This is a genomic window from Pseudomonas sp. D1-1 (genome assembly GCF_051132225.1).
Taxonomy (GTDB): domain Bacteria; phylum Pseudomonadota; class Gammaproteobacteria; order Pseudomonadales; family Pseudomonadaceae; genus Aquipseudomonas.
On record NZ_CP071676.1, the window covers coordinates 1,533,944 to 1,555,598 of the forward strand.

Consider the following 21,655-nt stretch of genomic DNA (forward strand, 5'->3'; position numbering starts at 1 on the left):
CTGCCCAATCAAACGAGGGTTCGAGCATGTGTGAGTTATTGGGCATGAGCGCCAATGTGCCGACCGATATCGTCTTCAGCTTCACCGGGCTGATGCAGCGCGGCGGCAAGACCGGGCCGCACCGCGACGGCTGGGGCATCGCTTTTTATGAAGGCCGTGGCCTGCGCCTGTTCCAGGACCCGGCCGCCAGCAGCGAGTCGGAAGTGGCGAACCTGGTGCAACGCTATCCGATCAAGAGCGAAGTGGTCATCGGTCACATCCGCCAGGCCAACGTCGGCAAGGTCTGCCTGTCCAACACCCACCCGTTCGTGCGGGAGTTGTGGGGGCGCAACTGGTGTTTCGCCCACAACGGCCAGCTCGCCGATTTCCAGCCGGGCGTGAGCTTCTACCGCCCAGTGGGCGATACCGACAGCGAGGCGGCGTTCTGCGACCTGCTCAACCGCGTGCGCCAGGCTTATCCTGAGCCGGTGGAGGTCGAGCAGTTGCTGCCGGCCTTGATCGAGGCGTGCGGCGAATACCGCAGCAAGGGCGTGTTCAACTGCCTGCTCAGCGACGGCGACTGGCTGTTCTGCTATTGCTCGACCAAACTGGCGCAGATCACCCGGCGCGCACCGTTCGGCCCGGCGCGGCTCAAGGATGTGGACGTGATTGTCGACTTCCAGGCCGAAACCACGCCCAACGACGTGGTCACGGTGATTGCCACCGAACCCTTGACCGAAAACGAAACCTGGACCCGCTACGAACCGGGCCAATGGAGCCTGTGGCGACGCGGCGAATGCGTCAGCCACGGCCGGACCGAATAAGGACGTCACGTTATGTTGCTCAGTTATCTACGGTTGGTGTTGTTCGCGGTGGGCCTGCTGGTCGGGGTCCAGGTGCCGGGCTTCGTCAATGATTACGCCAAGCGGGTCGAGGCCCACCTGATCGAGGCGCAGACTGGCCTGCAGGGGTTCCAGGGCACCGCCAACCAGTTCTTCAAGGGTGACATGCAGGCCCTGGTGGCGCATTACCGCGCCAGTGAAGACCCGATCTTTCGCAGCGATGCCGACAGCCTGAACACCTTGCTCGTGCGCCAGCAGGCTTTGGACAAACAGTTCCAGGCAATGCAGGGCCCGTGGTACATCCGCCTGCTGCAGGTGGCCCTGGCCGCCGATCCGGACATCCGCAAGGAAACCTGGAACGGCTACAGCTACCAGATCCTGCTGACCCCCGAGGCGATGATCTGGGGCATCAGCGGCGCGATGTTGCTGTCGTTCGGCCTGGAATGCCTGTTCCGCCTGATCGACTGGGTGGTGCTGGGTGGCAAGCGCCTGCGCCAGAGCCGGCCGATCGAAGAGCGTGACCTGCGCGGACTGTAGCGCCGCGCTGGGCTCCTGTGGCGAGGGGATTTATCCCCGCTGGGTCGCGAAGCGGCCCCAACAAGGCCGCATGCAGTATCAGACAGGGTTACTGATGGGGCTGCTTTGCAGCCCAGCGGGGATAAATCCCCTCGCCACAACGGCGCGTGCCCAACCTACCCAATCAACTTTTTCTTATGACCCGGCCAAGGTTTTATTCGTTGGACGCGATCGACCGTGGGCTCAAGAATCGGGGCAACGGTCTCCACGTCAGCGTCGTCGAGACTCACAACAATAAAACCCGTGGAGAACCACCATGAGTGCACCCGACACGCTCGGCGTCCCCCAACCCCAGGCCCGCTCCGGACCGTTCGATTGGTATCGCAACATCAACCAGCAGGAACGGCGTACCTTCTGGAGCTGCAAGATCGGTTACGCCCTGGACGGCATGGACACCCAGATGCTCAGCTTCGTGGTGCCGACGCTCATCGCGATGTGGGGCATCAGCACGGGTGAAGCGGGGCTGATTCACACCAGCACCTTGATCGCTTCGGCCATCGGCGGCTGGGTGGCGGGCATTCTCTCGGACCGCATCGGTCGGGTGCGCACGTTGCAATTGACGGTATTGTGGTTCGCCTTCTTCACCTTCCTCTGCGGTTTCGCCCAGAACTACGAACAACTGTTGATCGCCCGCACGCTGATGGGCTTCGGCTTCGGCGGCGAGTGGACCGCCGGCGCCGTGTTGATGGGCGAAGTGATTCGCGCCAAGGACCGTGGCAAGGCGGTCGGCATGGTGCAATCGGGCTGGGCCCTGGGCTGGGGCATGACGGCGATTCTGTATGCGCTGCTGTTCTCGGTGCTGCCGCCGGAAGACGCCTGGCGCGCATTGTTCATCCTCGGCATCGTGCCGGCGGTGTTCGTGATCTTCGTTCGCCGGCTGGTCAAGGATCCGGAAGTCTATAACCAGGCCAAGGCCCGGCTGACGCCCGAGAACCCGGCGAAGTTCTACGAGATTTTTGCCCCTGGCATTCTGTTCACGACGATTCGAGCCTCGCTGCTGACCACTGGCGCGCTGGGTGGCTACTACGCCATCACCTCCTGGCTGCCGACCTTCCTGAAAAACGAGCGCGGCTTGAGCGTCCTGAGTACCGGCGGCTACCTGGCGATGGTGATCGTCGGCTCGTATGTGGGTTACGTCATCAGCGCCTATCTGTCCGACATCCTCGGGCGCAAGAAGAATTTCGTCCTGTTTGCCGTCGGTTCCTTCACTATCGTGCTGCTGTATACCCAGGTGCCGGTGAGCAACAACGTGATGCTGTGGCTGGGCTTCCCCTTGGGCTTCTTCGCTTCGGGCATGTTCAGCGGCATGGGGTCGTTCCTCACCGAACTGTTCCCCACGCGCATCCGCGGATCGGGGCAGGGCTTCTGCTACAACATTGGCCGCGCGGTGGCGGCGCTGTTTCCGCTGTTGATCGGTATCCTGAGCCAGAAGGTGCCGCTGAGCGTCGGCATCGGAGCCTTCGCGGCGGTGTCCTATGGCGTGGTGATCCTGGCGGCCCTGAGCCTGCCGGAGACTCAGGGCAAGCAGTTGGAAGCCGACTGATTGATAACCTGTGGGGGCGCGATCCCCATGGTCCATAACAAAGAATCCACAGGAGCGTTCACCGTGAACCGCCTGCTACTGAACTGCGACATTGGCGAAAGCTTCGGCAACTGGACCATGGGTCTGGACGCCGAGGTGATGCCCTTTATCGATTGCGCCAACATCGCCTGCGGCTTTCATGCCGGCGACCCGAGCATCATGCGCAAGACCGTCAGCCTCGCCCTGAGCCACGGCGTACGGATCGGCGCGCACCCGGCCTATCAGGACCTGGCGGGCTTCGGCCGCCGCTCCATGGCCTATGGCGCCCAGGAGCTGCAAGACCTGCTGCACTACCAGATCGGCGCCCTGGACGGTATCTGCCGGGCCCAGGGTGGACAGGTCAGCTACGTCAAACCTCACGGTGCGATGTACAACGACATGATGGCCAACCCGGCGCAACTGCGTGCTGTTATCGAGGCCATCGCCGCGTATGACCGGCAGTTGCCGCTGATGCTGCTGGCGACCCGGGACAACAGCGCCGCCCAGGCCCTGGGCGACGAATACGGTGTGACCCTGTGGTTCGAAGCCTTCGCCGACCGGGCCTATGACAGCGCCGGTCGCCTGGTCTCGCGGCAGTTGCCGGGGGCGGTGCATCACGATTCCGAGGTGATCATCGGGCAGGCGCTGACCATTGCCCGCGGCGACGCGCTGACGGCCAGCGACGGCAGCGCGTTGAATCTGCACGCCGATACGTTGTGCGTGCACGGCGACAACGCCAGCTCCGTGGCGGCCGTGCAGCGTATCCGCGAGGCCCTCGACCGGCAGAGCGCGCCATGAAACCACGCGTGGAAGTGGTGGCGGTGGACTGCCTGATGGTGCGCCTGTTCGACGAAATCGCCGAGGCCAACATGCCGTGGATGCTCGCTGCCAGCGCGCGCCTGCGCGCGGTTTTCGCCGATGATCTGATTGATCTGGTGCCGTCCTACACCACCCTGATGGTGCATTACGATTTGCTCGCCCTGACTCCGAACCAGGCCCGCGAGTTGATCGGCGAAGCGCTGAACAACCTCTCGCCGGATGCCCGGTCCGCCGGGCAATGCCATGTGCTGCCGGTGTGGTACGACCCAAGTGTCGGGCCGGAGCTGGACCTGCTGGCGAGCCGCAGCGGGTTGACGGTGACGCAAGTCATCCAGCGTCACAGTGAGCGGGAATATCAGGTGTTCGCCCTGGGCTTCGCGCCGGGATTCGCTTTCATGGGGCTGGTGGACGAGGAACTGGCCGCACCGCGACTCGACACCCCACGCAAACGGGTCGCGGCGGGCAGCGTCGGAATCGCCGAGCGCCAGACCGCCGCGTATCCGGTGGTATCGCCTGGCGGCTGGAACCTGATCGGCCGCACCCCGGCCAAATTGTTCGATCGCGAGCGCGATGGCTACAGCCTGATGCAACCCGGCGACACGGTGCGTTTTGCCGCTGTCGATCACGCTGAGTTCATTGCCCTGGGCGGCGATGACACACCGTTGGAGGCACAGGCATGAGCCGTCTGTTGATCGAGGCCAGCACAGCGCTGTGCCTGTTGCAGGATAATGGCCGCTTCGGCGTCAGGCACCTGGGCGTGACCCAGGGCGGCGCGGCGGACTGGCTGTCGATGAGCTGGGCCAACTGGATGCTGGGCAACGCCCCGGATGCCGCAGTGGTGGAAATCACCCTCGGCGGTTTTACCGTGGTGGCCGAGGAGGATTGCGTGCTGGCGCTGGCCGGTGCGGACCTGGGCGCGCGGATAGACGGGCAGGGCGTGGCGTCGTGGCGATTCTTCAGCCTGCGCCAAGGCCAGGTGTTGGCGTTCACTCAGCCGGTGCTCGGTGCCCGCGCCTACCTGGCGGCTCCCGGTGGTTTTGATGCGCCTGCGGTGCTGGGCAGCCGGGCGACGGTGGTGCGCGAAGAACTCGGTGGCCTGGATGGGCGGGGGCGGGCGCTGAGTCGCGGTGAGCAGCTGAGTTATTCAGGCTCGGCAACGCCTCGGCCGATGCCCCACAGGCGGATTCCGGATTTTCAGCAGCTGCAGCCGCTGGACCTGATCCTCGGTGCGCAAAATGGCGCGTTCAGCGGACGCAGCCTGTTCGATGCCTTCAATACACCATGGACGCTGGACAGTCGCGCCGATCGCATGGGCATGCGCTTGCTCGGTCCGGCGCTGGAATACCAGGGCCCAGCGATGATTTCCGAAGGCATTCCGCTCGGCGCCGTGCAGGTGCCGCCGGACGGCCAACCGATCGTGCTGCTCAATGATCGGCAGACCATCGGCGGTTATCCGCGCCTGGGCGCCTTGACGCCGCTGTCCCTGGCCCGGTTGGCGCAATGCCTGCCAGGGACGCAGCTGCGGTTGCGGCCGGTGGTGCAGGCCGTTGCGCATCGGCAGCAGGTGGAGTGTATGCGCAGTTTTCTCGGCCGCTAAAAGCTTCGCGAGCAGGCTCGCTCCCACAGGGGATCTTATGTGTGGCGAAGATCAAGTGTGGGAGCGAGCCTGCTCGCGAAGAGGCCCTGAAAGGCACCAAAAATCTTATTTGGAAAGAAACCGCATCCCTTCCTCCAACCCTCGCAACGTCAGCGGATACATCCGGTCCTCCACCAACTCACGGACGATATTGGTCGAGGCGGTGTAACCCCAGGTGTCTTTCGGGTACGGATTGATCCAGATGAGCTTCTTGTACTTCTCCATGAAGCGCTGCATCCACACGTAACCGGCTTCTTCGTTCCAGTGCTCGACGCTGCCGCCGGCCTGGGTGATCTCGTAAGGGGCCATGGCCGCGTCGCCGATGAAGATCACTTTGTAGTCGGCGCCGTATTTGTGCAGCAGGTCCTGGGTCGACGTGCGCTCCGAGGTGCGACGCAGGTTGTTCTTCCACACCGATTCGTAGACGAAGTTGTGGAAGTAGAAATACTCCAGGTGCTTGAACTCGGTCTTGCAGGCCGAGAACAGCTCCTCGCAGATCTTCACATGGGCGTCCATCGAGCCGCCGATGTCGAACAGCAGCAGGAGCTTGACGGTGTTGCGTCGCTCCGGGCGCATCTGGATGTTCAAGAGGCCAGCGTCCCGGGCGGTGTGATCGATGGTGCCGTCGATGTCCAGCTCTTCGGCCGCGCCCTGGCGGGCAAACTTGCGCAGGCGGCGCAGGGCGATCTTGATATTGCGGGTGCCCAGTTCCACCTGGTCGTCGAGGTTCTTGTACTCGCGCTGGTCCCAGACTTTCACGGCCTTGCCCTGGCGCTTGCCAGCGTCGCCGACCCGTATACCTTCGGGGTTGAAGCCACCGGAACCGAACGGGCTGGTGCCGCCAGTGCCGATCCACTTGTTGCCGCCGGCGTGGCGTTCCTTCTGTTCTTCCAGACGCTTCTTGAACTCTTCGATCAGCTTGTCCAGACCGCCCAGGGACTGGATCTGTGCCCGTTCCTCATCGGTCAGGGAGCGCTCGAACTCCTTGCGCAACCAGTCCTCGGGAATCAACGCCTGCAGATGATCATCAAGTTTTTCCAGGCCATTGAAGTAAGCGCCGAACGCCCGGTCGAACTTGTCGAAGTGCCGTTCGTCCTTCACCAGGATGGCCCGGGACAGGTAATAGAACTCGTCCATGTCGGCGAAGATCACCCGCTGTTTCAGCGCGTTGATCAGGTCCAGCAGTTCGCGCACCGACACCGGCACCTTGGCGGCGCGCATCTCATTGAACAGGTTAAGCAGCATGGCAATCGCCCTCGCTCTTGTTGGACGAAGAGGATCAGCGAGTGCCGCGACGGCTCATGAACGCCAGGCGCTCGAGCAATTGCACGTCCTGTTCGTTCTTGACCAGGGCGCCGGCCAGCGGCGGGATAGCCTTGGTCGGATCACGCTCGCGCAGCACCGCTTCGCCGATGTTGTCGGCCATCAGCAGCTTGAGCCAGTCCACCAGCTCGGAGGTGGAAGGTTTTTTCTTCAGGCCCGGTACCTTGCGCACGTCGAAGAACACGTCCAGCGCTTCGCTGACCAGGTCTTTCTTGATGTCCGGGTAGTGCACGTCGACGATTTTCTGCAGGGTGGCGCGGTCGGGGAAGGCGATGTAATGGAAGAAGCAGCGGCGCAGGAAGGCGTCCGGCAGTTCCTTTTCGTTGTTGGAGGTAATGATGATGATCGGGCGCTGCTTGGCCTTGATGGTTTCGTCCGTCTCGTAGACGTAGAACTCCATCTTGTCGAGTTCCTGCAGCAAGTCGTTGGGGAACTCGATGTCGGCCTTGTCGATTTCGTCGATCAGCAGGATGACCCGCTCTTCGGACTCGAACGCTTCCCAGAGCTTGCCCTTCTTCAAGTAGTTGCGCACGTCGTGGACCTTGTCCACGCCCAGCTGTGAATCCCGCAGGCGGCTGACCGCATCGTATTCGTACAGGCCCTGGTGGGCCTTGGTCGTGGACTTGATGTGCCATGTGATCAGGCGCGCGCCGAAGGACTCCGCCAGTTGTTCGGCCAGCATGGTCTTGCCGGTGCCCGGTTCGCCCTTGACCAGCAACGGCCGTTCCAGGGTGATGGCGGCGTTCACCGCCAGTTTCAGGTCATCGGTGGCCACGTAGGCGCGGGTGCCTTCGAACTTCATCTGCAAATCCTCGAACGGTGTCGCCGGCCCGGCGAGGCGGGGCGCGCGAAATAAATGTCGTGCCCGACTATAACGCGCGGCCCCGCCGACTGTGAACGCAGACGCTGTATTCAGTCTCTGAATGGGGCGTCACATGTTGACTCAGTCTCGGCGTCTTGCCAGTATTGCCTATCGCCAAATCGGCGATACATTCGATGGCATGTCTACTAAATATCGATTCAGAGATACCTATCGCATCCAATTGCGGGAAAGGGATCATCCACCTCCCCATGTCCACCTCACCGGTGGCGGAGTGGATGTCGTCCTGAGTCTGGAAACCGTTGAAGTCATGATGGGCCGCGCTCCGCCATTGATTATCAAGGAAGCGCTGGACTGGGTCCGGGCCCATCAGGCGCAACTGCTGGAGGATTGGCAACGATGCTACCCATGAAACGGCCGCGGCTAATGGCCGTGCAGCCTTTATTGCCGTTCAGTCTCGAACTGACATTCATCGACGGTCAGCAACTGAGGCTGGACTTGAGCGCCGATGTGCAAAGTTATCCGGGCTTGCAGCCATTGCTTGAAGACGGTGCGTTTGGTGGCGCAGCCCTGGGCGACGACGGCTGGAGTGTGGAGTGGCCGGACCTGGATATCCAGATCGGCGCCGACACCTTGTATTTCAACGCATTGGCCCAGAACGCCGCGGATGAAAACACCCGTATTTTCATCGATTGGCGCGCCCGAACCGGGTTGCCATTGAACAAGGCGGCCGAAGCGCTGGGGGTCAGTCCTCGCAGTATCACTCGCTACAGTAGCGGCCGTGAGGCGGTACCACGATCGCTGGCTCTTGCATGCCTGGGCTGGGACTCTCTGCAGCGCGGTACGGGCCGGGCGGTGGCGGAGCAAAAAGGTCGCTACGTTGTCACTCCCAAGACCTAGTCTTTGGAGGGCGGCGGCTGTTCATAACGGGCATTGAAGGCCTGGACGAAACCGTTGCGCAGAATTTGCAGGAAGGCTTCGAAGGCGCTGATGTTCTGCTGGTGCACGTTGCCGCTGAGCTCCACGCGAGTGGCGAACTGGTTCTTGCTCTGGTTTTTCAGGGCGGTTTCGCCCGTGCCGACCAAGGCTTCCCAGACCGAACGGAAGATGTTCTTGTTCTTGTTTTCGACGTCCTGTTGCCAGTCGAACACGTCCACATCGCGAAGCAGTGGCTTGATGTAACCGCTGAGCCGGGCGTTGTCGGCTTCGGCCTCGACTACAAGGTCGCCGTGGCCGGCGTTGAAGTCGAACTTGCCATAGGCCGCGGCAAAGTCGTTCAGGCGCTTGAGCTCGATGTTGGTGGCGCGCAGGCGGAAATCGAAATCCTCGAAGTCGCTCAATGGGTCGAAGGTTGCCTGGACTTCCAGTGGCGCATGCTCGGCCACCAGGGCCTTGCCTTCGAAACGGGCGTCGCGCTTGCCTTCGGTGTCGACCACATTGGTCAGGTTATAAAAGCTGGCGTTGACGTTGGTAGCTCGCAGATTGACCGGTGGTTTGGAGTTGAAGTTGCGAAACGTGGCCTTGCCGTCGCTGATCCGCACCTCGTTCAGGGTGATGGGCATCAGTTTGCTCAATTGTTCACGCCAATTGGTGCCACGGCCGGTCTGGGAGTTCTGCCGGTTGGGCCCGCCGTCAACGAAGTTGACCTCGGGATGGGTGAACTCCACGGCGGCGACCACCGCATGGTCATACCAGAGCGAGTGCCAGCTCACGGACAGGTCGACCAGCGGCGCGTCGACGAATGGCACCGGGATCTTGCCATCGACCTTGACGATTTTCAGGCCATTGATCCGGTAGGCGCCGCGCCAGAGCGCGAGGTCGACATCGCTGACCTGGCCACGGTAGTCGCCCATGTCCGCCAATTTATCGTTCAGGTAGTCGCGCACCAGATAAGGCAGCGCGAAATGCACGGCCACCAGCAGTGCAACGATGGCGACGAAGGCCCACAGTGGCCAACTGTATCGACGCTTCATGTCAGTAGTCTCCGTTGTTAAAGCCATTGACTCTCGTAACAACTGGAACGTTCGCTGCAACTGGACGCCCTTTGGCAACAGGCTTACCTTTAAGCGCTAAATTCCCTCTGCATTAAGGACCCGGTCATGAGTCGTATATACGCTGACAACGCCCATTCCATCGGCAATACGCCACTGGTGCAGATCAACCGCATCGCCCCGCGCGGCGTGACCATCCTGGCGAAGATCGAAGGGCGCAACCCGGGTTATTCGGTCAAGTGCCGGATCGGCGCAAACATGATCTGGGACGCTGAAAGCTCAGGTCGTCTCAAGCCCGGGATGACCATCGTCGAGCCAACCTCGGGCAATACCGGCATTGGCCTGGCGTTCGTGGCCGCCGCCCGTGGCTACAAGCTGATGCTGACCATGCCGGCGTCCATGAGCATCGAGCGGCGCAAGGTGCTCAAGGCGCTGGGCGCGGAGCTGGTGCTCACCGAGCCGGCCAAGGGCATGAAGGGCGCCATCGAGAAGGCCGCCGAGATCCTCGCCAGCGACCCGTCGAAATATTTCATGCCGCAGCAGTTCGATAATCCGGCGAACCCGGCGATCCACGAAAAAACCACCGGTCCGGAAATCTGGAACGATACCGATGGCGCGGTGGATGTGCTGGTCGCGGGCGTGGGCACGGGTGGAACCATTACCGGGGTCTCGCGGTATATCAAGAACACCTGTGGCAAACCGATCCTGTCGGTGGCGGTGGAGCCCGAGGCGTCGCCGGTGATTACCCAGGCGATGGCGGGGCAGGAAATCAAGCCGAGCCCGCACAAGATCCAGGGGATCGGTGCGGGTTTTGTACCGAAGAACCTCGATCTGTCGATTGTCGATCAGGTCGAGCGCGTCACCGATGAGGAGTCCAAGGCCATGGCCCTGCGCCTGATGCAGGAAGAGGGCATCCTCTGCGGCATTTCCTGCGGCGCGGCCATGGCCGTGGCGGTGCGCCTGGCGGAAAAACCGGAAATGCTGGGCAAGACGATCGTGGTGATCCTGCCTGATTCGGGCGAACGGTACCTGTCGAGCATGTTGTTCAGTGACCTGTTTACCGAGCAGGAGACTCAGCAGTAACTGAACGCTGGATTTAGCGGGGGAAGGCTCTTGTGGCGAGGGAGCTTGCTCCCGCTCGACTGCGAAGCAGGCGCCATGCCGCCGATTGCAGGGGCGCGCTTCGCACGCCAGCGGGAGCAAGCTCCCTCGCCACAAAAAGATCTCGCCCTCTGGAGGGCAGGTGGAAGATCGTTCGATGCGTCAGCCAAGGTTCAGCTGACGCATGTTAACAAGGGCTTTGTCGCGTAATCCTCAACAGTGAATGTCACGTCTGACAATGTTTCATCTGCACGAGGATATCTAACATGGCCAGCCGCCGCGTCGGGCTGATGGCGCTGCGCAATTCAAACAAGGAGTTGAAAGAAATGAGCGTTTCGTTTGTCGCCAAGGCCTCGGTGTTGCTGCTGTTTGTGGGCAGTACGCTTTTTGTGCATTTGCGTGGCAAGGCGCGTCTGCCGGTGTTGCGCCAGTTCGTCAACCACTCGGCGTTGTTTGCCCCTTACAACGCCTTGATGTACTTGTTTTCCAAGGTGCCCTCCAAACCCTACCTGGATCGCCGCGAATTTCCGGAATTGGATGTGCTCAAGGAAAACTGGCAAGTGATCCGCGACGAAGCCATGCATCTTTTCGACGAGGGTTATATCCGCGCCGCCGAGAAAAACAACGACGCCGGTTTTGGTTCGTTCTTCAAGAAAGGCTGGAAGCGCTTCTATCTCAAGTGGTACGACAAGCCGCTGCCATCGGCGGAGTTGTTGTGCCCCCAGACCGTCGAGCTGGTCAATCGGATTCCCAACGTGCGGGGCGCGATGTTTGCCCTGTTGCCGGGGGGCAGCCATCTCAATCCCCATCGTGACCCGTTCGCCGGTTCGCTGCGCTATCACCTGGGGCTGTCCACGCCCAACTCCGATGATTGCCGGATCTTCGTCGACGGGCAGGTCTACGCCTGGCGCGACGGCGAAGATGTGATGTTCGATGAAACGTATGTGCACTGGGTCCGCAATGAAACAGACCAGACGCGCGTGATCCTGTTCTGCGATATCGAGCGTCCCCTCAAAAACCCATTGATGACTCGTTTCAATCGCGCCATCAGTGCCTTCCTCGGCCGCGCCACCGCGCCGCAGAACCTGGATGACGAGCGCGTCGGCGGCATCAACCGCGCCTATGCCTGGAGCAAGACGTTCAGCGACGGCATCAGCGGCCGGGTCAAGCAATTCAAGCGCCGGCATCCCAAGGCCTATCGGGTGATGCGACCGGTGTTGGCGGTGGCTGTGTTGACGGCGCTGGGCTACTGGTTGTTCGTTTAAACATTGCATTACACATCGGGCGCTGGTTATAGTCGGCGCTCGGTCTTCGGACCCATCCCTCAAGAGATCGGCTCATGCCTGCATTCCTATTCACCGCGGTTGTGGTTCCAGCGTTCGTCGCTGGCGTCGTGCCGTGCGGGAATCCGCAGCCTGAGCAGATCGGTCAATACCCTCCACCTGTCAGTCGCTCACCGGTATACGCCTGCGTATCACCGCCGGGTGTTGGCGTTCGGGGCTGATCGGCAACGGTTGCCGTCCCCTGTGCCTGCCTGGAAAAAACGACTGGATTTCAGCTTCGGCTGAGTTGGCTTTTGCCTGACTACAGGTGGTTTTCATGTTTTCCTTTTCCAAGAACGCCTTATTGGCGACGGCTTCCACGAGCCTGTTCGTTTTGTTGTGGAGCAGCGGAGCGATCTTTTCCAAACTGGGCCTGGCCCACGCGTCACCCTTCGCTTTCCTGCTGATCCGTTTTGCGCTTGCGCTGTGCGCGCTGGTGCTGTTGATCCCGCTGTTGAAGTTCAAGCTGCCGAAGGCTGGCAAGCCGATGCTGTACGCGGCGGCGACCGGCCTGGTGTTGTTGGGTGCCTATCAGATTTTCTATCTGCTGGCGCTGCAATTGAACGTTACGCCCGGTGTGATGGCCACGTTGATGGGCGTACAACCGATCCTCACCGTGGTGCTCATGGAGCGCCAGCGTTCCTGGCAACGGATGTTCGGCCTGGCGCTGGGCCTGGTGGGCTTGATCATGGTGGTGTACCAAGGCATTGGCCTGGCCGGCATGTCGTTGACGGGCATGCTGTGCGGGTTGCTGGCGCTGGTGAGCATGACGGCAGGTTCGATCATGCAGAAGCGCATCACCGACAATCCCCTCGGTACATTGCCGGTGCAGTACCTGGCCGGGCTCTTGCTGTGCGTGGTGTTCGTGCCGTTTCAACCGTTTCACTTCGAGCACAATGCGGGGTTCATCGTGCCGGTGTTGTGGATGGGGCTGGTGGTGTCGGTGTTGGCGACCTTGTTGCTTTACCGCTTGATCGCCCGGGGCAACCTCGTCAACGTCACCAGCCTGTTCTACCTGGTGCCGGCAGTGACGGCGATCATGGACTACCTGGTGTTCGGCAACCGGCTGGCGTTATTGAGCCTGCTGGGCATGGTGCTGATCATCGTCGGGTTGGTGTTTGTGTTCCGTAAGAGCCGCTAGCCGATAGATATCTATTGATTGCGCCACTGCTTTCGCGAGCAGGCTCGCTCCCACAAGGATTGCAATTGACCTGTGGGAGCGAGCCTGCTCGCGAAGCTTTTTTGGCCACACCGATGAATTACCGGCTAGACGCCCCAGGCTTCAACACCAGCCACAACGCCGCCGCAATCAACACCCCGCCATACAAATGCGCCATCCCCAACGGCTCATCCAGCAACAACGCGCCCCACAGCACGCCGAACGGCGGGATCAAAAAGGTCGTTGTCATGGATTTGACCGGACCGATAGAGCTGAGCAAGCGGAAATACAGGATGTACGCCAGCGCGGTACACACCAGGCCCAGCCCCAGCAACGATAGCCAGACGCTCCAGCCGCCCCAACTGGCCGGCGGTTGGCTGATGACGCTGTAACCGAACAACGGCAACAGGAAAACCGTGGCGCCGAACATACTGCCCAAGGCGGAGAGGCGGCTGTCCAGCCCACCTTGATGGTCGAGCCAACGACGGGTGAGGAAGCCGGCAAAACCATAGCAAGTGGTGGCGAGCAGACAGGCGAGGGCACCCATCAGTAACTGGTGGTCGAATGCCACCGGGCCGGCACCGGTCAGGATGCCAACGCCGAACAGGCCGAGGAACACCCCGCTGACCTTGGCCACGGTGAGTTGCTCGCTGAAAAACAACCCGCCAATCAGCACGCCCATCAACGGTGTGGTGGCGTTGAAGATTGCCGAATAACCGGCCGGCAACACCTGGGCGGCAAGGGAATAGAACGTTGCCGGAATGCCCGAGTTGATCAGGCCCAGCACCATCACCGCTTTCAGCTTGCCGCGAAAATTCCAGTCGATACGCATCAGCGCAAGAATGACCAGCAGGCCGACGAAGGCAATGGAAACGCGGAAAAAAGCCGTAGGAATCGTGCCAATCACCGGGGCGATGATGCGCATGAACAGGAAGCTGGCCCCCCAGATGGCGGCCAGCGACAGCAAGCGCAGGGTGTCGACGAGATTCACGAGATGCGTCCTTCGTTGATCGGGCCGCAAGTGTCGCCCCGCCAAACACCGATGGCAATGGTTGCGTTGCCGCTCGGTTGGCCTCTAAGCTCAGTCGCCAATAACAAGCATGACCCGCCGAGGTTTTCCCTATGTCGCAGCCATGGCCCGCCACCGATATCGCCCGTTCGATTCTCGACGGCTTCGATGATTACCGTGAGCAATTCCGGCACATCACCGATGGCGCCCGTGCCCGGTTCGAGCAGGCGCAGTGGCAGGAGGCGCAAGCGGCGTCGGCGGCGCGCATCAACTTGTATGAAGAAAAAGTCTTCGAAACCGTGGCCAGGCTGCGCAACACCTTCGATGCCGAGGCCTTGATGGATGTCGGTTGCTGGCCGCTGGTGAAAAGCGCCTATATCAGCCTGATCGACCTGCGTTTTGACGATGAGCTGTCGGAAACCTGGTACAACTCGATCTTCTGCGGCCTGTTCAGCCATGACCTGATCAGCGACGGCACCATGTTCATCCACACCACCCGGCCGAGCCTGCGCCGTGCCCGTGCGGCCCAGACTCGGACCTACAAACCCCAGGGGCAACTGGACAGGATGCTGGCGGCGATTTTCGCCGACTATCGCTTCAGCGAGGACTACGCCGACCTGCCCGGCGACCTGCAACGCCTCGAAAGCCAACTGCGCGAGAACCTGCCGGATTGGGTCTGCAAGGATCCGGAGTTGACGGTCGAGTTGTTCTCCTCGGTGCTCTACCGCAACAAGGGCGCCTACCTGGTGGGGCGCATCTACACCCGTGACGACCAATGGCCGCTGGTGATCCCGCTGCTGCATCGCGAGGGGCGCGGCATCCAGATCGACGCGCTGATTACCGACGAGGCGCAGGTGTCGATCATTTTCTCGTTCACGCGTTCGTATTTCATGGTCGATGTGCCGGTGCCGGCGGAATTCATCGGTTTCCTCAAGCGCATCCTGCCGGGCAAGCACATCGCCGAGTTGTACACGTCCATCGGTTTCTACAAGCACGGCAAATCGGAGTTCTACCGGGCGCTGATCAACCACCTGGCGAATACCGACGACCAGTTCATCATGGCCCCGGGCGTGCGCGGCATGGTCATGAGCGTGTTTACCCTGCCGGGCTTCAACACGGTCTTCAAAATCATCAAGGACCGCTTCTCGCCGTCGAAAAACGTCGACCGGGCCACAGTGATCGAGAAGTATCGACTGGTGAAAAGCGTCGACCGGGTCGGGCGCATGGCCGACACCCAGGAGTTCGCCGACTTCCGTTTTCCCTTGAGTAAATTCGAACCGGCCTGCCTGGAAGAATTGCTGGAAGTGGCGCCGTCCACGGTGTCGGTGGAAGGCGACACGGTGCTGATTCGCCACTGCTGGACCGAACGCCGGATGACGCCGCTGAACCTCTATCTGGAAAACGCCAACGAGGCCCAGGTACGCGAGGCGCTGGAGGATTATGGCCTGGCGATCAAGCAGCTGGCGGCGGCCAATATCTTCCCCGGCGACATGCTGCTGAAGAACTTCGGCGTCACTCGCCATGGTCGCGTGGTGTTCTACGACTACGATGAAATCTGCTTCCTGACCGAAGCCAATTTTCGCCACATCCCGCAGCCGCGTACACCGGAAGACGAGATGGCCTCCGAGCCCTGGTATTCCATCGGGCCGCTAGACGTCTTCCCCGAAGAATTCCCGCCCTTCCTGTTCGCCGATGCCGGGCAGCGCAAGCTCTTCGACCAGTTGCATGGCGAGCTGTACAACGCCGATTACTGGAAGGGCCTGCAAGAGGCGATTCGGGCGGGGAAGGTGATCGATGTGTTTCCGTATCGGCGCAAGGACCTGGACAGCGAATAATCGCCCGGCAAACAAGCCCCTGTGACTTGTGGCTCCCTCGCCACAACCGCATTCCTTGACGCAAATCCCCTGTGGGAGCGAGCTTGCTCGCGATGACGGTGTGTCAGTTAACATCAACGCTGGCTGATCCACTGCTATCGCGAGCAAGCTCGCTCCCACAAGGGGCGAGTGGTGGGGCTGCTTTGTGTGCTCGGCGCAATAGCCGCAAATCTGCGACAATCGCCCCCTTGCTCACACCGACGACCCCTGCGTACCTGATGACTGACCAAGCCCCCGCTATCGACAAACTGCTGAAGAACCTCGATCACGCCATGCTCGCCGACCGTCACCGGTTGCGGCGGCAGTTGCTCGAGCTGCGCAAGAAACCCGACGAGGCCAAGCTGGCCCAGTGGGTGACGCGCATGCAGGCATCGTGCGACCAGGTGCTGGCGCGCAAGGCGAGCGTGCCGTCGATTCGCTACGATGACAACTTGCCGATCGCGGCCAAGCGCGACGAGATCAAAGAGGCGCTGCTCAAGCATCAGGTGTTGATCATCGCCGGCGAAACCGGCTCGGGTAAAACCACACAGTTACCGAAAATCTGCCTGGAAATCGGTCGCGGCCAGCATGGCTTGATCGGCCACACCCAGCCACGCCGGATCGCCGCTCGCAGCGTGGCAAGCCGTGTCGCCGAAGAACTCGGCACGCCGCTGGGGGCGTTGGTGGGTTATCAGGTGCGCTTCGAGGACCAGAGCGACGCCAACACCCTCATCAAGCTGATGACCGACGGCATTCTGCTGGCCGAGACCCAGAATGACCGGTACCTCGAACGCTACGACACGATCATCGTCGACGAGGCCCACGAACGCAGCCTCAACATCGATTTCCTGCTCGGCTACCTCAAGACCCTGTTGCCGCGCCGTCCGGACCTGAAGGTGATCATCACTTCGGCGACCATCGACCTGGAACGCTTCTCCAAGCACTTCGATGACGCGCCGATCGTCGAAGTCTCGGGCCGTACCTTTCCAGTGGAGACCTGGTATCGCCCGTTGACGCTGGAGCAGGACGAGGAGGGCAATCGGGTCGAGGACGACTTGACCGTCGACCAGGCGATCCTCGCCACCCTCGATGAAATTGCCGCCCATGAACGCAGCGAGCGGCGCAGCCCCGGCGATGTGCTGGTGTTCCTGCCGGGCGAGCGGGAGATTCGCGACGCGGCGGAGATGCTGCGCAAGGCCCAGCTCAAGCACACCGAAATCCTGCCGTTGTACGCGCGACTGTCGCCGGCCGAACAACAGCGTATCTTCCAGTCCCACCCGGGCCGGCGCGTGGTGCTGGCGACCAACGTCGCCGAAACGTCGCTGACCGTGCCGGGCATCCGCTACGTGATCGACAGCGGCACCGCGCGCATCAGCCGCTACAGCTACCGCGCCAAGGTCCAGCGCCTGCCCATCGAAGCCATTTCCCAGGCCAGCGCCAACCAGCGCAAGGGCCGCTGCGGACGAGTCGAGCCGGGGATTTGCGTGCGCTTGTACAGCGAAGAGGATTTCCTTGGCCGGCCCGAGTTTACCGATCCGGAGATCCTGCGCACCAACCTGGCGGCGGTGATCCTGCAGATGCTGCATCTGCGTCTCGGCGAGATCACTGACTTTCCATTTATCGAGCCGCCGGATGGCAAGGCCATCAGCGACGGTTTCAACCTCCTGCAAGAACTCTCGGCGGTGGACCGCAACAGCCAGCTGACGCCGTTGGGGCGCCAGTTGGCGCGCTTGCCGGTGGACCCGCGCATGGGCCGCATGTTGCTGGAAGCGGCGAAACTGGGCAGCCTCCAGGAAGTCCTGATCGTTGCCAGTGCCATGTCGATCCAGGATCCGCGCGAACGCCCGCCCGAGCGCCAGCAGGCCGCCGACCAGGCCCACGCGCAATGGAAGGACGCGGACTCGGACTTCGCCGGGCTGGTCAATCTGTGGCGCGGCTTTGAAGAGCAGCGCCAGGCCCTGACCGCCAGCCCCCTGCGTAACTGGTGCCGCAAGAACTTCCTGAATTACTTGCGCCTACGCGAATGGCGCGATTCCCATCGCCAGTTGAGCCTGATCTGCCGCGACATGCAGTTGAGCCTCAATAAGGAACCGGCCGATTATCCGAAACTGCACAAGGCGGTGCTCTCGGGCCTGTTGAGCCAGATCGGCCAGAAAACCGAGGACGGCGATTACCTCGGTGCGCGGCAGCGACGCTTTTGGGTCCATCCCTCGTCCGGGCTGGGCAAGAAGCGCCCGCAGTGGCTGATGACCGCCGAGCTGGTGGAAACCACCAAGTTGTATGCGCGCATGGTGGCGAAGATCGAACCGGACTGGATCGAACCGCTGGCCGGGCACCTGATCAAGAAAAACCACTTCGAACCCCATTGGGAGAAGAAGCGCGGGCAGGTGGTGGCTTACGAGCAGATCACCTTGTTCGGGCTGATCGTGGTCGGTCGCCGGCCGGTGCACTACGGGCCGGTGGACCCGGTGGTGTCCCGCGAACTGTTCATCCGCGAGGCGCTGGTGCGTGGCGAAATCCAGTCCCGGGCCAAGTGCCTGAGCGCCAACACCCGATTGCTGGAGCAGCTTGACGAGCTCGAGGCCAAGGCTCGTCGCCGCGACATCCTGGCAGACGAGGAAACCCTCTTCGCCTTCTACGATGCACGCCTGCCCGCCGAGATCCACCAGACCGCGACGTTCGATAGCTGGTACCGGATCAACAGCCAGAAAGACCCGCAGCTGCTGATCATGCGCGAAGAAGACGTGCTCGCTCGCGAGGCCAGCGAGGTGACGGCCAATCTGTATCCCGACACCTTGCGCGTCGGCGACCTGACCTTGCCGTTGAGCTATCACTTCGAGCCCAACCACCCGCGCGATGGCGTGACGCTGCGGGTACCGGCGCCGCTGTTGCCTATGTTGCCGCCGGAGCGCCTGGAATGGCTGGTGCCGGGGATGATCGAGGCCAAGTGCATCGCCCTGGTGCGCAACCTGCCCAAGGCTCTGCGCAAGAACTTCGTGCCGGTGCCGGACTTCGTCAAGGCGGCGCTGCAGCGCATCACTTTCGCCGACGGCTCGCTGCCGCAATCCCTGGGGCGGGAGCTGCTGCGCATGACCGGCGCGCGGGTCAGCGACGAAGCCTGGGCGGAGGCGGCGCAGCAGGTGGAAAGCCATTTGCGCATGAATCTGGAGATCGTCGACGGCCAAGGCAAGTTCCTTGGCGAAGGCCGCGATGTTGCTGAGCTGACCGCGCGTTTTGCCGAAGCCAGCCAGGCGGCCCTGGCCGTGCCACAAACGGCGAAGAGCCAGGAACCGGTGGAGGCGAAAGTCTTCGCGCCGGTGGCGGAAAAAACCCAACAGAAGATCGCCGGGCTGTCGATGACGGTGTACCCGGCGCTGGTGGAAGAGGGCGGCGTCGTCAAGGAAGGGCGTTTCCCGACCCCGGCCGAAGCCGAGTTCCAGCATCGCCGCGCCTTGCAACGCTTGCTCATGCAGCAACTGGCCGAAACGGCGAAATTCCTTCGCGGCAAGCTGCCGGGCCTGACCGAACTGGGCCTGCTGTATCGCGAACTTGGGCGCATCGACGGTCTGGTGGAAGACATCCTGCTGGCAAGCCTCGACAGTTGCGTCCTCGAAGGCGAGCCGAGCCTGCCACGCGACGGCGCCGCGCTGGCGGCCCTGGCCGAACGCAAGCGTGGCGGCTGGACCGAGCATGCCGAACGCCTGGCCAGGCTGACCCTGGATATCCTGAAACTCTGGCACGGCCTGCAAAAACGCTTCAAGGGCAAGATCGACCTGGCCCAGGCCGTGGCGCTGAACGACATCAAGCAGCAGCTCAGCCACCTGGTGTACCCGGGCTTTGTGCGTGAAACCCCGCATCAATGGCTCAAGGAACTGCCGCGCTACCTCAAGGCTATCGAGCAACGCTTCGAGAAGCTCGGCAGCCAGGTACAGAAGGACCGGGTCTGGAGCGGCGAGCTGTCCAACCTCTGGGCGCAATACCAGGCCCGCGCCAGCAAGCATGCCCAGGAAGGCAAGCGCGATCCGCAGCTGGAACTGTACCGCTGGTGGCTGGAGGAATACCGCGTATCGCTGTTCGCCCAGCAACTGGGCACCAAGGTGCCGATTTCCGACAAACGCCTGAGCAAGCAGTGGGGGTTGGTGGAGGGCTGATGGAGTAACGCCGCATAACCCTGTGGGAGCGAGCTTGCTCGCGATGGCGGCGTATCAGTCAACATACATGCAAGCTGAACCACCGCTATCGCGAGCAAGCTCGCTCCCACAGGTTTCATGCCTGGTGAAAGGGAGAATGGGCCAAACGCCAGCGTTTATGGCAAACTTCGCGCCTATAAATGCCGGTCCCGTGGTTTTGGCTTCAATGCCACGGGCGGATCGGAATAAAGCGATGCCAGGTCTGCTCCCACGGGATGGGAAAGACCCTTTGCGTGTTGGTACGTCGGTGCCAATACTTTCTGCCTGAACAGATCAGAGACACGACCATGCATAACGTCGTCATCAGCGGCACCGGCCTGTACACCCCGGCCAACAGCATCTCCAATGAAGAGCTGGTGCAGTCTTTCAATACCTATGTCGCGCAGTTCAACGCCGACAACGCCGACGCCATCGAGCGCGGCGAAGTCGAGGCATTGACCGAGTCCAATGCGGCCTTCATCGAAAAGGCTTCAGGCATCAAGAGTCGTTTCGTGATGGACAAGGACGGTATTCTCGATCCCAAGCGCATGACGCCGCGCCTGCCGGAGCGCTCCAACGAAGAATGGTCGGTGCTTTGCGAAATGGCCGTCGGCGCCGCGAAACAGGCGCTTGAGCGCGCCGGTCGCAGCGCCGCTGACATCGACGGCGTGATCGTTGCCTGTTCCAACCTGCAGCGTCCCTATCCGGCCATTGCCATCGAAGTCCAGGAAGCTTTGGGTATCGAAGGGTTCGGTTTCGACATGAACGTGGCCTGTTCTTCGGCGACCTTCGGCATCCAGGCCGCCGCCAACAGCGTACAGCTGGGCCAGGCCCGGGCGATCCTGATGGTCAACCCGGAAGTGTGCACCGGCCACTTGAATTTCCGTGACCGCGACAGCCATTTCATCTTCGGCGACGCAGCCACGGCGGTGATCATCGAGCGGGCGGACCAGGCGACATCGCCGTACCAGTTCGACGTGGTCAGCACCAAGCTGCTCACCAAGTTCTCCAACAACATCCGCAACAACTTCGGCTTCCTCAACCGCGCGGCGGAAGAGGGCATCGGCACGCGGGACAAACTGTTCGTCCAGGAAGGCCGCAAGGTGTTCCGCGACGTCTGCCCGATGGTCGCCGAATTGATTGGCGCTCACTTGCAGGAAAACCAGCTGAACGTCGGCGAAGTGAAGCGTTTCTGGCTGCATCAGGCCAACCTGAGCATGAACCAGCTGATCGTGCGCAAGCTGCTGGGGCGCGAAGCCAGCGAGGAAGAAGCTCCGGTGATTCTCGACCGCTACGCCAACACCAGCTCGGCGGGTTCGGTGATTTCCTTTCACCTGTACCAGGACGACCTGCCCAGCGGCTCGGTCGCGGTGCTCAGCTCGTTTGGCGCTGGCTACTCGATCGGCAGCGTGATCCTGCGCAAGCGCTGATCCCTCGTTCAGAGCACTAGCGCTGTTCCTGTGGGAGCGAGCCTGCTCGCGAAGGCGGCGGACCA

18 protein-coding genes are annotated in these 21,655 nt (G+C 61.9%); 14 read left to right on the plus strand and 4 right to left on the minus strand.

Features of this window, described 5'->3' with window-relative positions:
• Nucleotides 1-26 precede the first annotated feature (26 nt).
• From J3P86_RS06830 to J3P86_RS06855, 6 genes are all read left to right on the plus strand, one after another.
• The gene (locus J3P86_RS06830) at nt 27-803 is read left to right on the plus strand and encodes a class II glutamine amidotransferase (RefSeq protein ID WP_434699721.1); all 777 of its coding nucleotides are present in this window, start codon (nt 27-29) and stop codon (nt 801-803) included.
• 12 nt (nt 804-815) lie between these two features.
• Nucleotides 816-1,358, plus strand: coding sequence for a DUF2937 family protein (locus J3P86_RS06835; RefSeq protein WP_305496181.1), 543 nt, complete (start codon nt 816-818; stop codon nt 1,356-1,358).
• A 295-nt stretch (nt 1,359-1,653) separates the two neighbouring features.
• Nucleotides 1,654-2,940, plus strand: coding sequence for an MFS transporter (locus J3P86_RS06840; protein ID WP_434625390.1), 1,287 nt, complete (start codon nt 1,654-1,656; stop codon nt 2,938-2,940).
• 63 nt (nt 2,941-3,003) lie between these two features.
• The gene (locus J3P86_RS06845) at nt 3,004-3,756 is read left to right on the plus strand and encodes a 5-oxoprolinase subunit PxpA (protein ID WP_434569463.1); all 753 of its coding nucleotides are present in this window, start codon (nt 3,004-3,006) and stop codon (nt 3,754-3,756) included.
• Complete coding sequence (gene pxpB / locus J3P86_RS06850) at nt 3,753-4,457, plus strand: 5-oxoprolinase subunit PxpB (protein ID WP_434699722.1); 705 nt, start codon at nt 3,753-3,755, stop codon at nt 4,455-4,457. Before J3P86_RS06845 ends, pxpB begins: the two co-directional genes overlap by 4 nt.
• Nucleotides 4,454-5,374 (plus strand): biotin-dependent carboxyltransferase family protein, encoded by a 921-nt coding sequence (locus J3P86_RS06855; RefSeq protein ID WP_434699723.1) that lies wholly within the window; start codon nt 4,454-4,456, stop codon nt 5,372-5,374. The genes pxpB and J3P86_RS06855 overlap by 4 nt, the downstream gene beginning before the upstream one ends.
• A gap of 105 nt (nt 5,375-5,479) precedes the next feature.
• Here J3P86_RS06855 and J3P86_RS06860 read toward each other — a convergent pair whose 3' ends face one another.
• A complete protein-coding gene (locus J3P86_RS06860) occupies nt 5,480-6,658 on the minus strand; it encodes a vWA domain-containing protein (RefSeq protein WP_305496176.1) in 1,179 nt (392 codons plus the stop codon).
• A gap of 34 nt (nt 6,659-6,692) precedes the next feature.
• Complete coding sequence (locus J3P86_RS06865; RefSeq protein ID WP_304550908.1) at nt 6,693-7,538, minus strand: AAA family ATPase; 846 nt, start codon at nt 7,536-7,538, stop codon at nt 6,693-6,695.
• A 199-nt stretch (nt 7,539-7,737) separates the two neighbouring features.
• Between J3P86_RS06865 and J3P86_RS06870 the strand changes: the two genes are divergently transcribed.
• Nucleotides 7,738-7,968 carry a DUF4160 domain-containing protein gene (locus J3P86_RS06870; protein WP_434631445.1) on the plus strand — a complete coding sequence of 77 codons (231 nt, stop codon included), beginning with the start codon at nt 7,738-7,740 and terminating at the stop codon, nt 7,966-7,968.
• Complete coding sequence (locus tag J3P86_RS06875) at nt 7,956-8,456, plus strand: DUF2442 domain-containing protein (protein ID WP_434603070.1); 501 nt, start codon at nt 7,956-7,958, stop codon at nt 8,454-8,456. The genes J3P86_RS06870 and J3P86_RS06875 overlap by 13 nt, the downstream gene beginning before the upstream one ends.
• On the opposite strand, the gene J3P86_RS06880 is transcribed toward J3P86_RS06875, so the two are convergent.
• Entirely contained in the window at nt 8,453-9,529 is a 1,077-nt protein-coding gene (locus J3P86_RS06880) for a DUF748 domain-containing protein (protein ID WP_434603071.1), read from the minus strand. The genes J3P86_RS06875 and J3P86_RS06880 overlap by 4 nt on opposite strands.
• 126 nt (nt 9,530-9,655) lie before the next feature.
• Between J3P86_RS06880 and cysK the strand changes: the two genes are divergently transcribed.
• From cysK to J3P86_RS06895, 3 genes are all read left to right on the plus strand, one after another.
• A complete protein-coding gene (cysK, locus tag J3P86_RS06885) occupies nt 9,656-10,630 on the plus strand; it encodes a cysteine synthase A (protein ID WP_434569459.1) in 975 nt (324 codons plus the stop codon).
• Nucleotides 10,631-10,974: 344 nt separating this feature from the next.
• Nucleotides 10,975-11,913 carry an aspartyl/asparaginyl beta-hydroxylase domain-containing protein gene (locus J3P86_RS06890; protein WP_434700607.1) on the plus strand — a complete coding sequence of 313 codons (939 nt, stop codon included), beginning with the start codon at nt 10,975-10,977 and terminating at the stop codon, nt 11,911-11,913.
• A gap of 334 nt (nt 11,914-12,247) precedes the next feature.
• Nucleotides 12,248-13,111: a DMT family transporter gene (locus J3P86_RS06895; RefSeq protein WP_434699725.1), complete on the plus strand. Its 864-nt coding sequence runs from the start codon at nt 12,248-12,250 to the stop codon at nt 13,109-13,111.
• A gap of 118 nt (nt 13,112-13,229) precedes the next feature.
• On the opposite strand, the gene J3P86_RS06900 is transcribed toward J3P86_RS06895, so the two are convergent.
• Complete coding sequence (locus J3P86_RS06900; protein ID WP_434695564.1) at nt 13,230-14,120, minus strand: DMT family transporter; 891 nt, start codon at nt 14,118-14,120, stop codon at nt 13,230-13,232.
• Between the two features lie 131 nt (nt 14,121-14,251).
• Here J3P86_RS06900 and aceK point away from each other — a divergent pair, with 131 nt between their 5' ends.
• The 3 genes from aceK to J3P86_RS06915 all read left to right on the plus strand — a co-directional run bounded on the left by aceK (nt 14,252) and on the right by J3P86_RS06915 (nt 21,590).
• A complete protein-coding gene (aceK, locus tag J3P86_RS06905; RefSeq protein ID WP_434625375.1) occupies nt 14,252-15,973 on the plus strand; it encodes a bifunctional isocitrate dehydrogenase kinase/phosphatase in 1,722 nt (573 codons plus the stop codon).
• Between the two features lie 257 nt (nt 15,974-16,230).
• The gene (gene hrpA, locus J3P86_RS06910) at nt 16,231-20,142 is read left to right on the plus strand and encodes an ATP-dependent RNA helicase HrpA (RefSeq protein ID WP_434625373.1); all 3,912 of its coding nucleotides are present in this window, start codon (nt 16,231-16,233) and stop codon (nt 20,140-20,142) included.
• Nucleotides 20,143-20,468: 326 nt separating this feature from the next.
• A complete protein-coding gene (locus J3P86_RS06915; RefSeq protein ID WP_434603076.1) occupies nt 20,469-21,590 on the plus strand; it encodes a beta-ketoacyl-ACP synthase III in 1,122 nt (373 codons plus the stop codon).
• Nucleotides 21,591-21,655 lie beyond the last annotated feature (65 nt).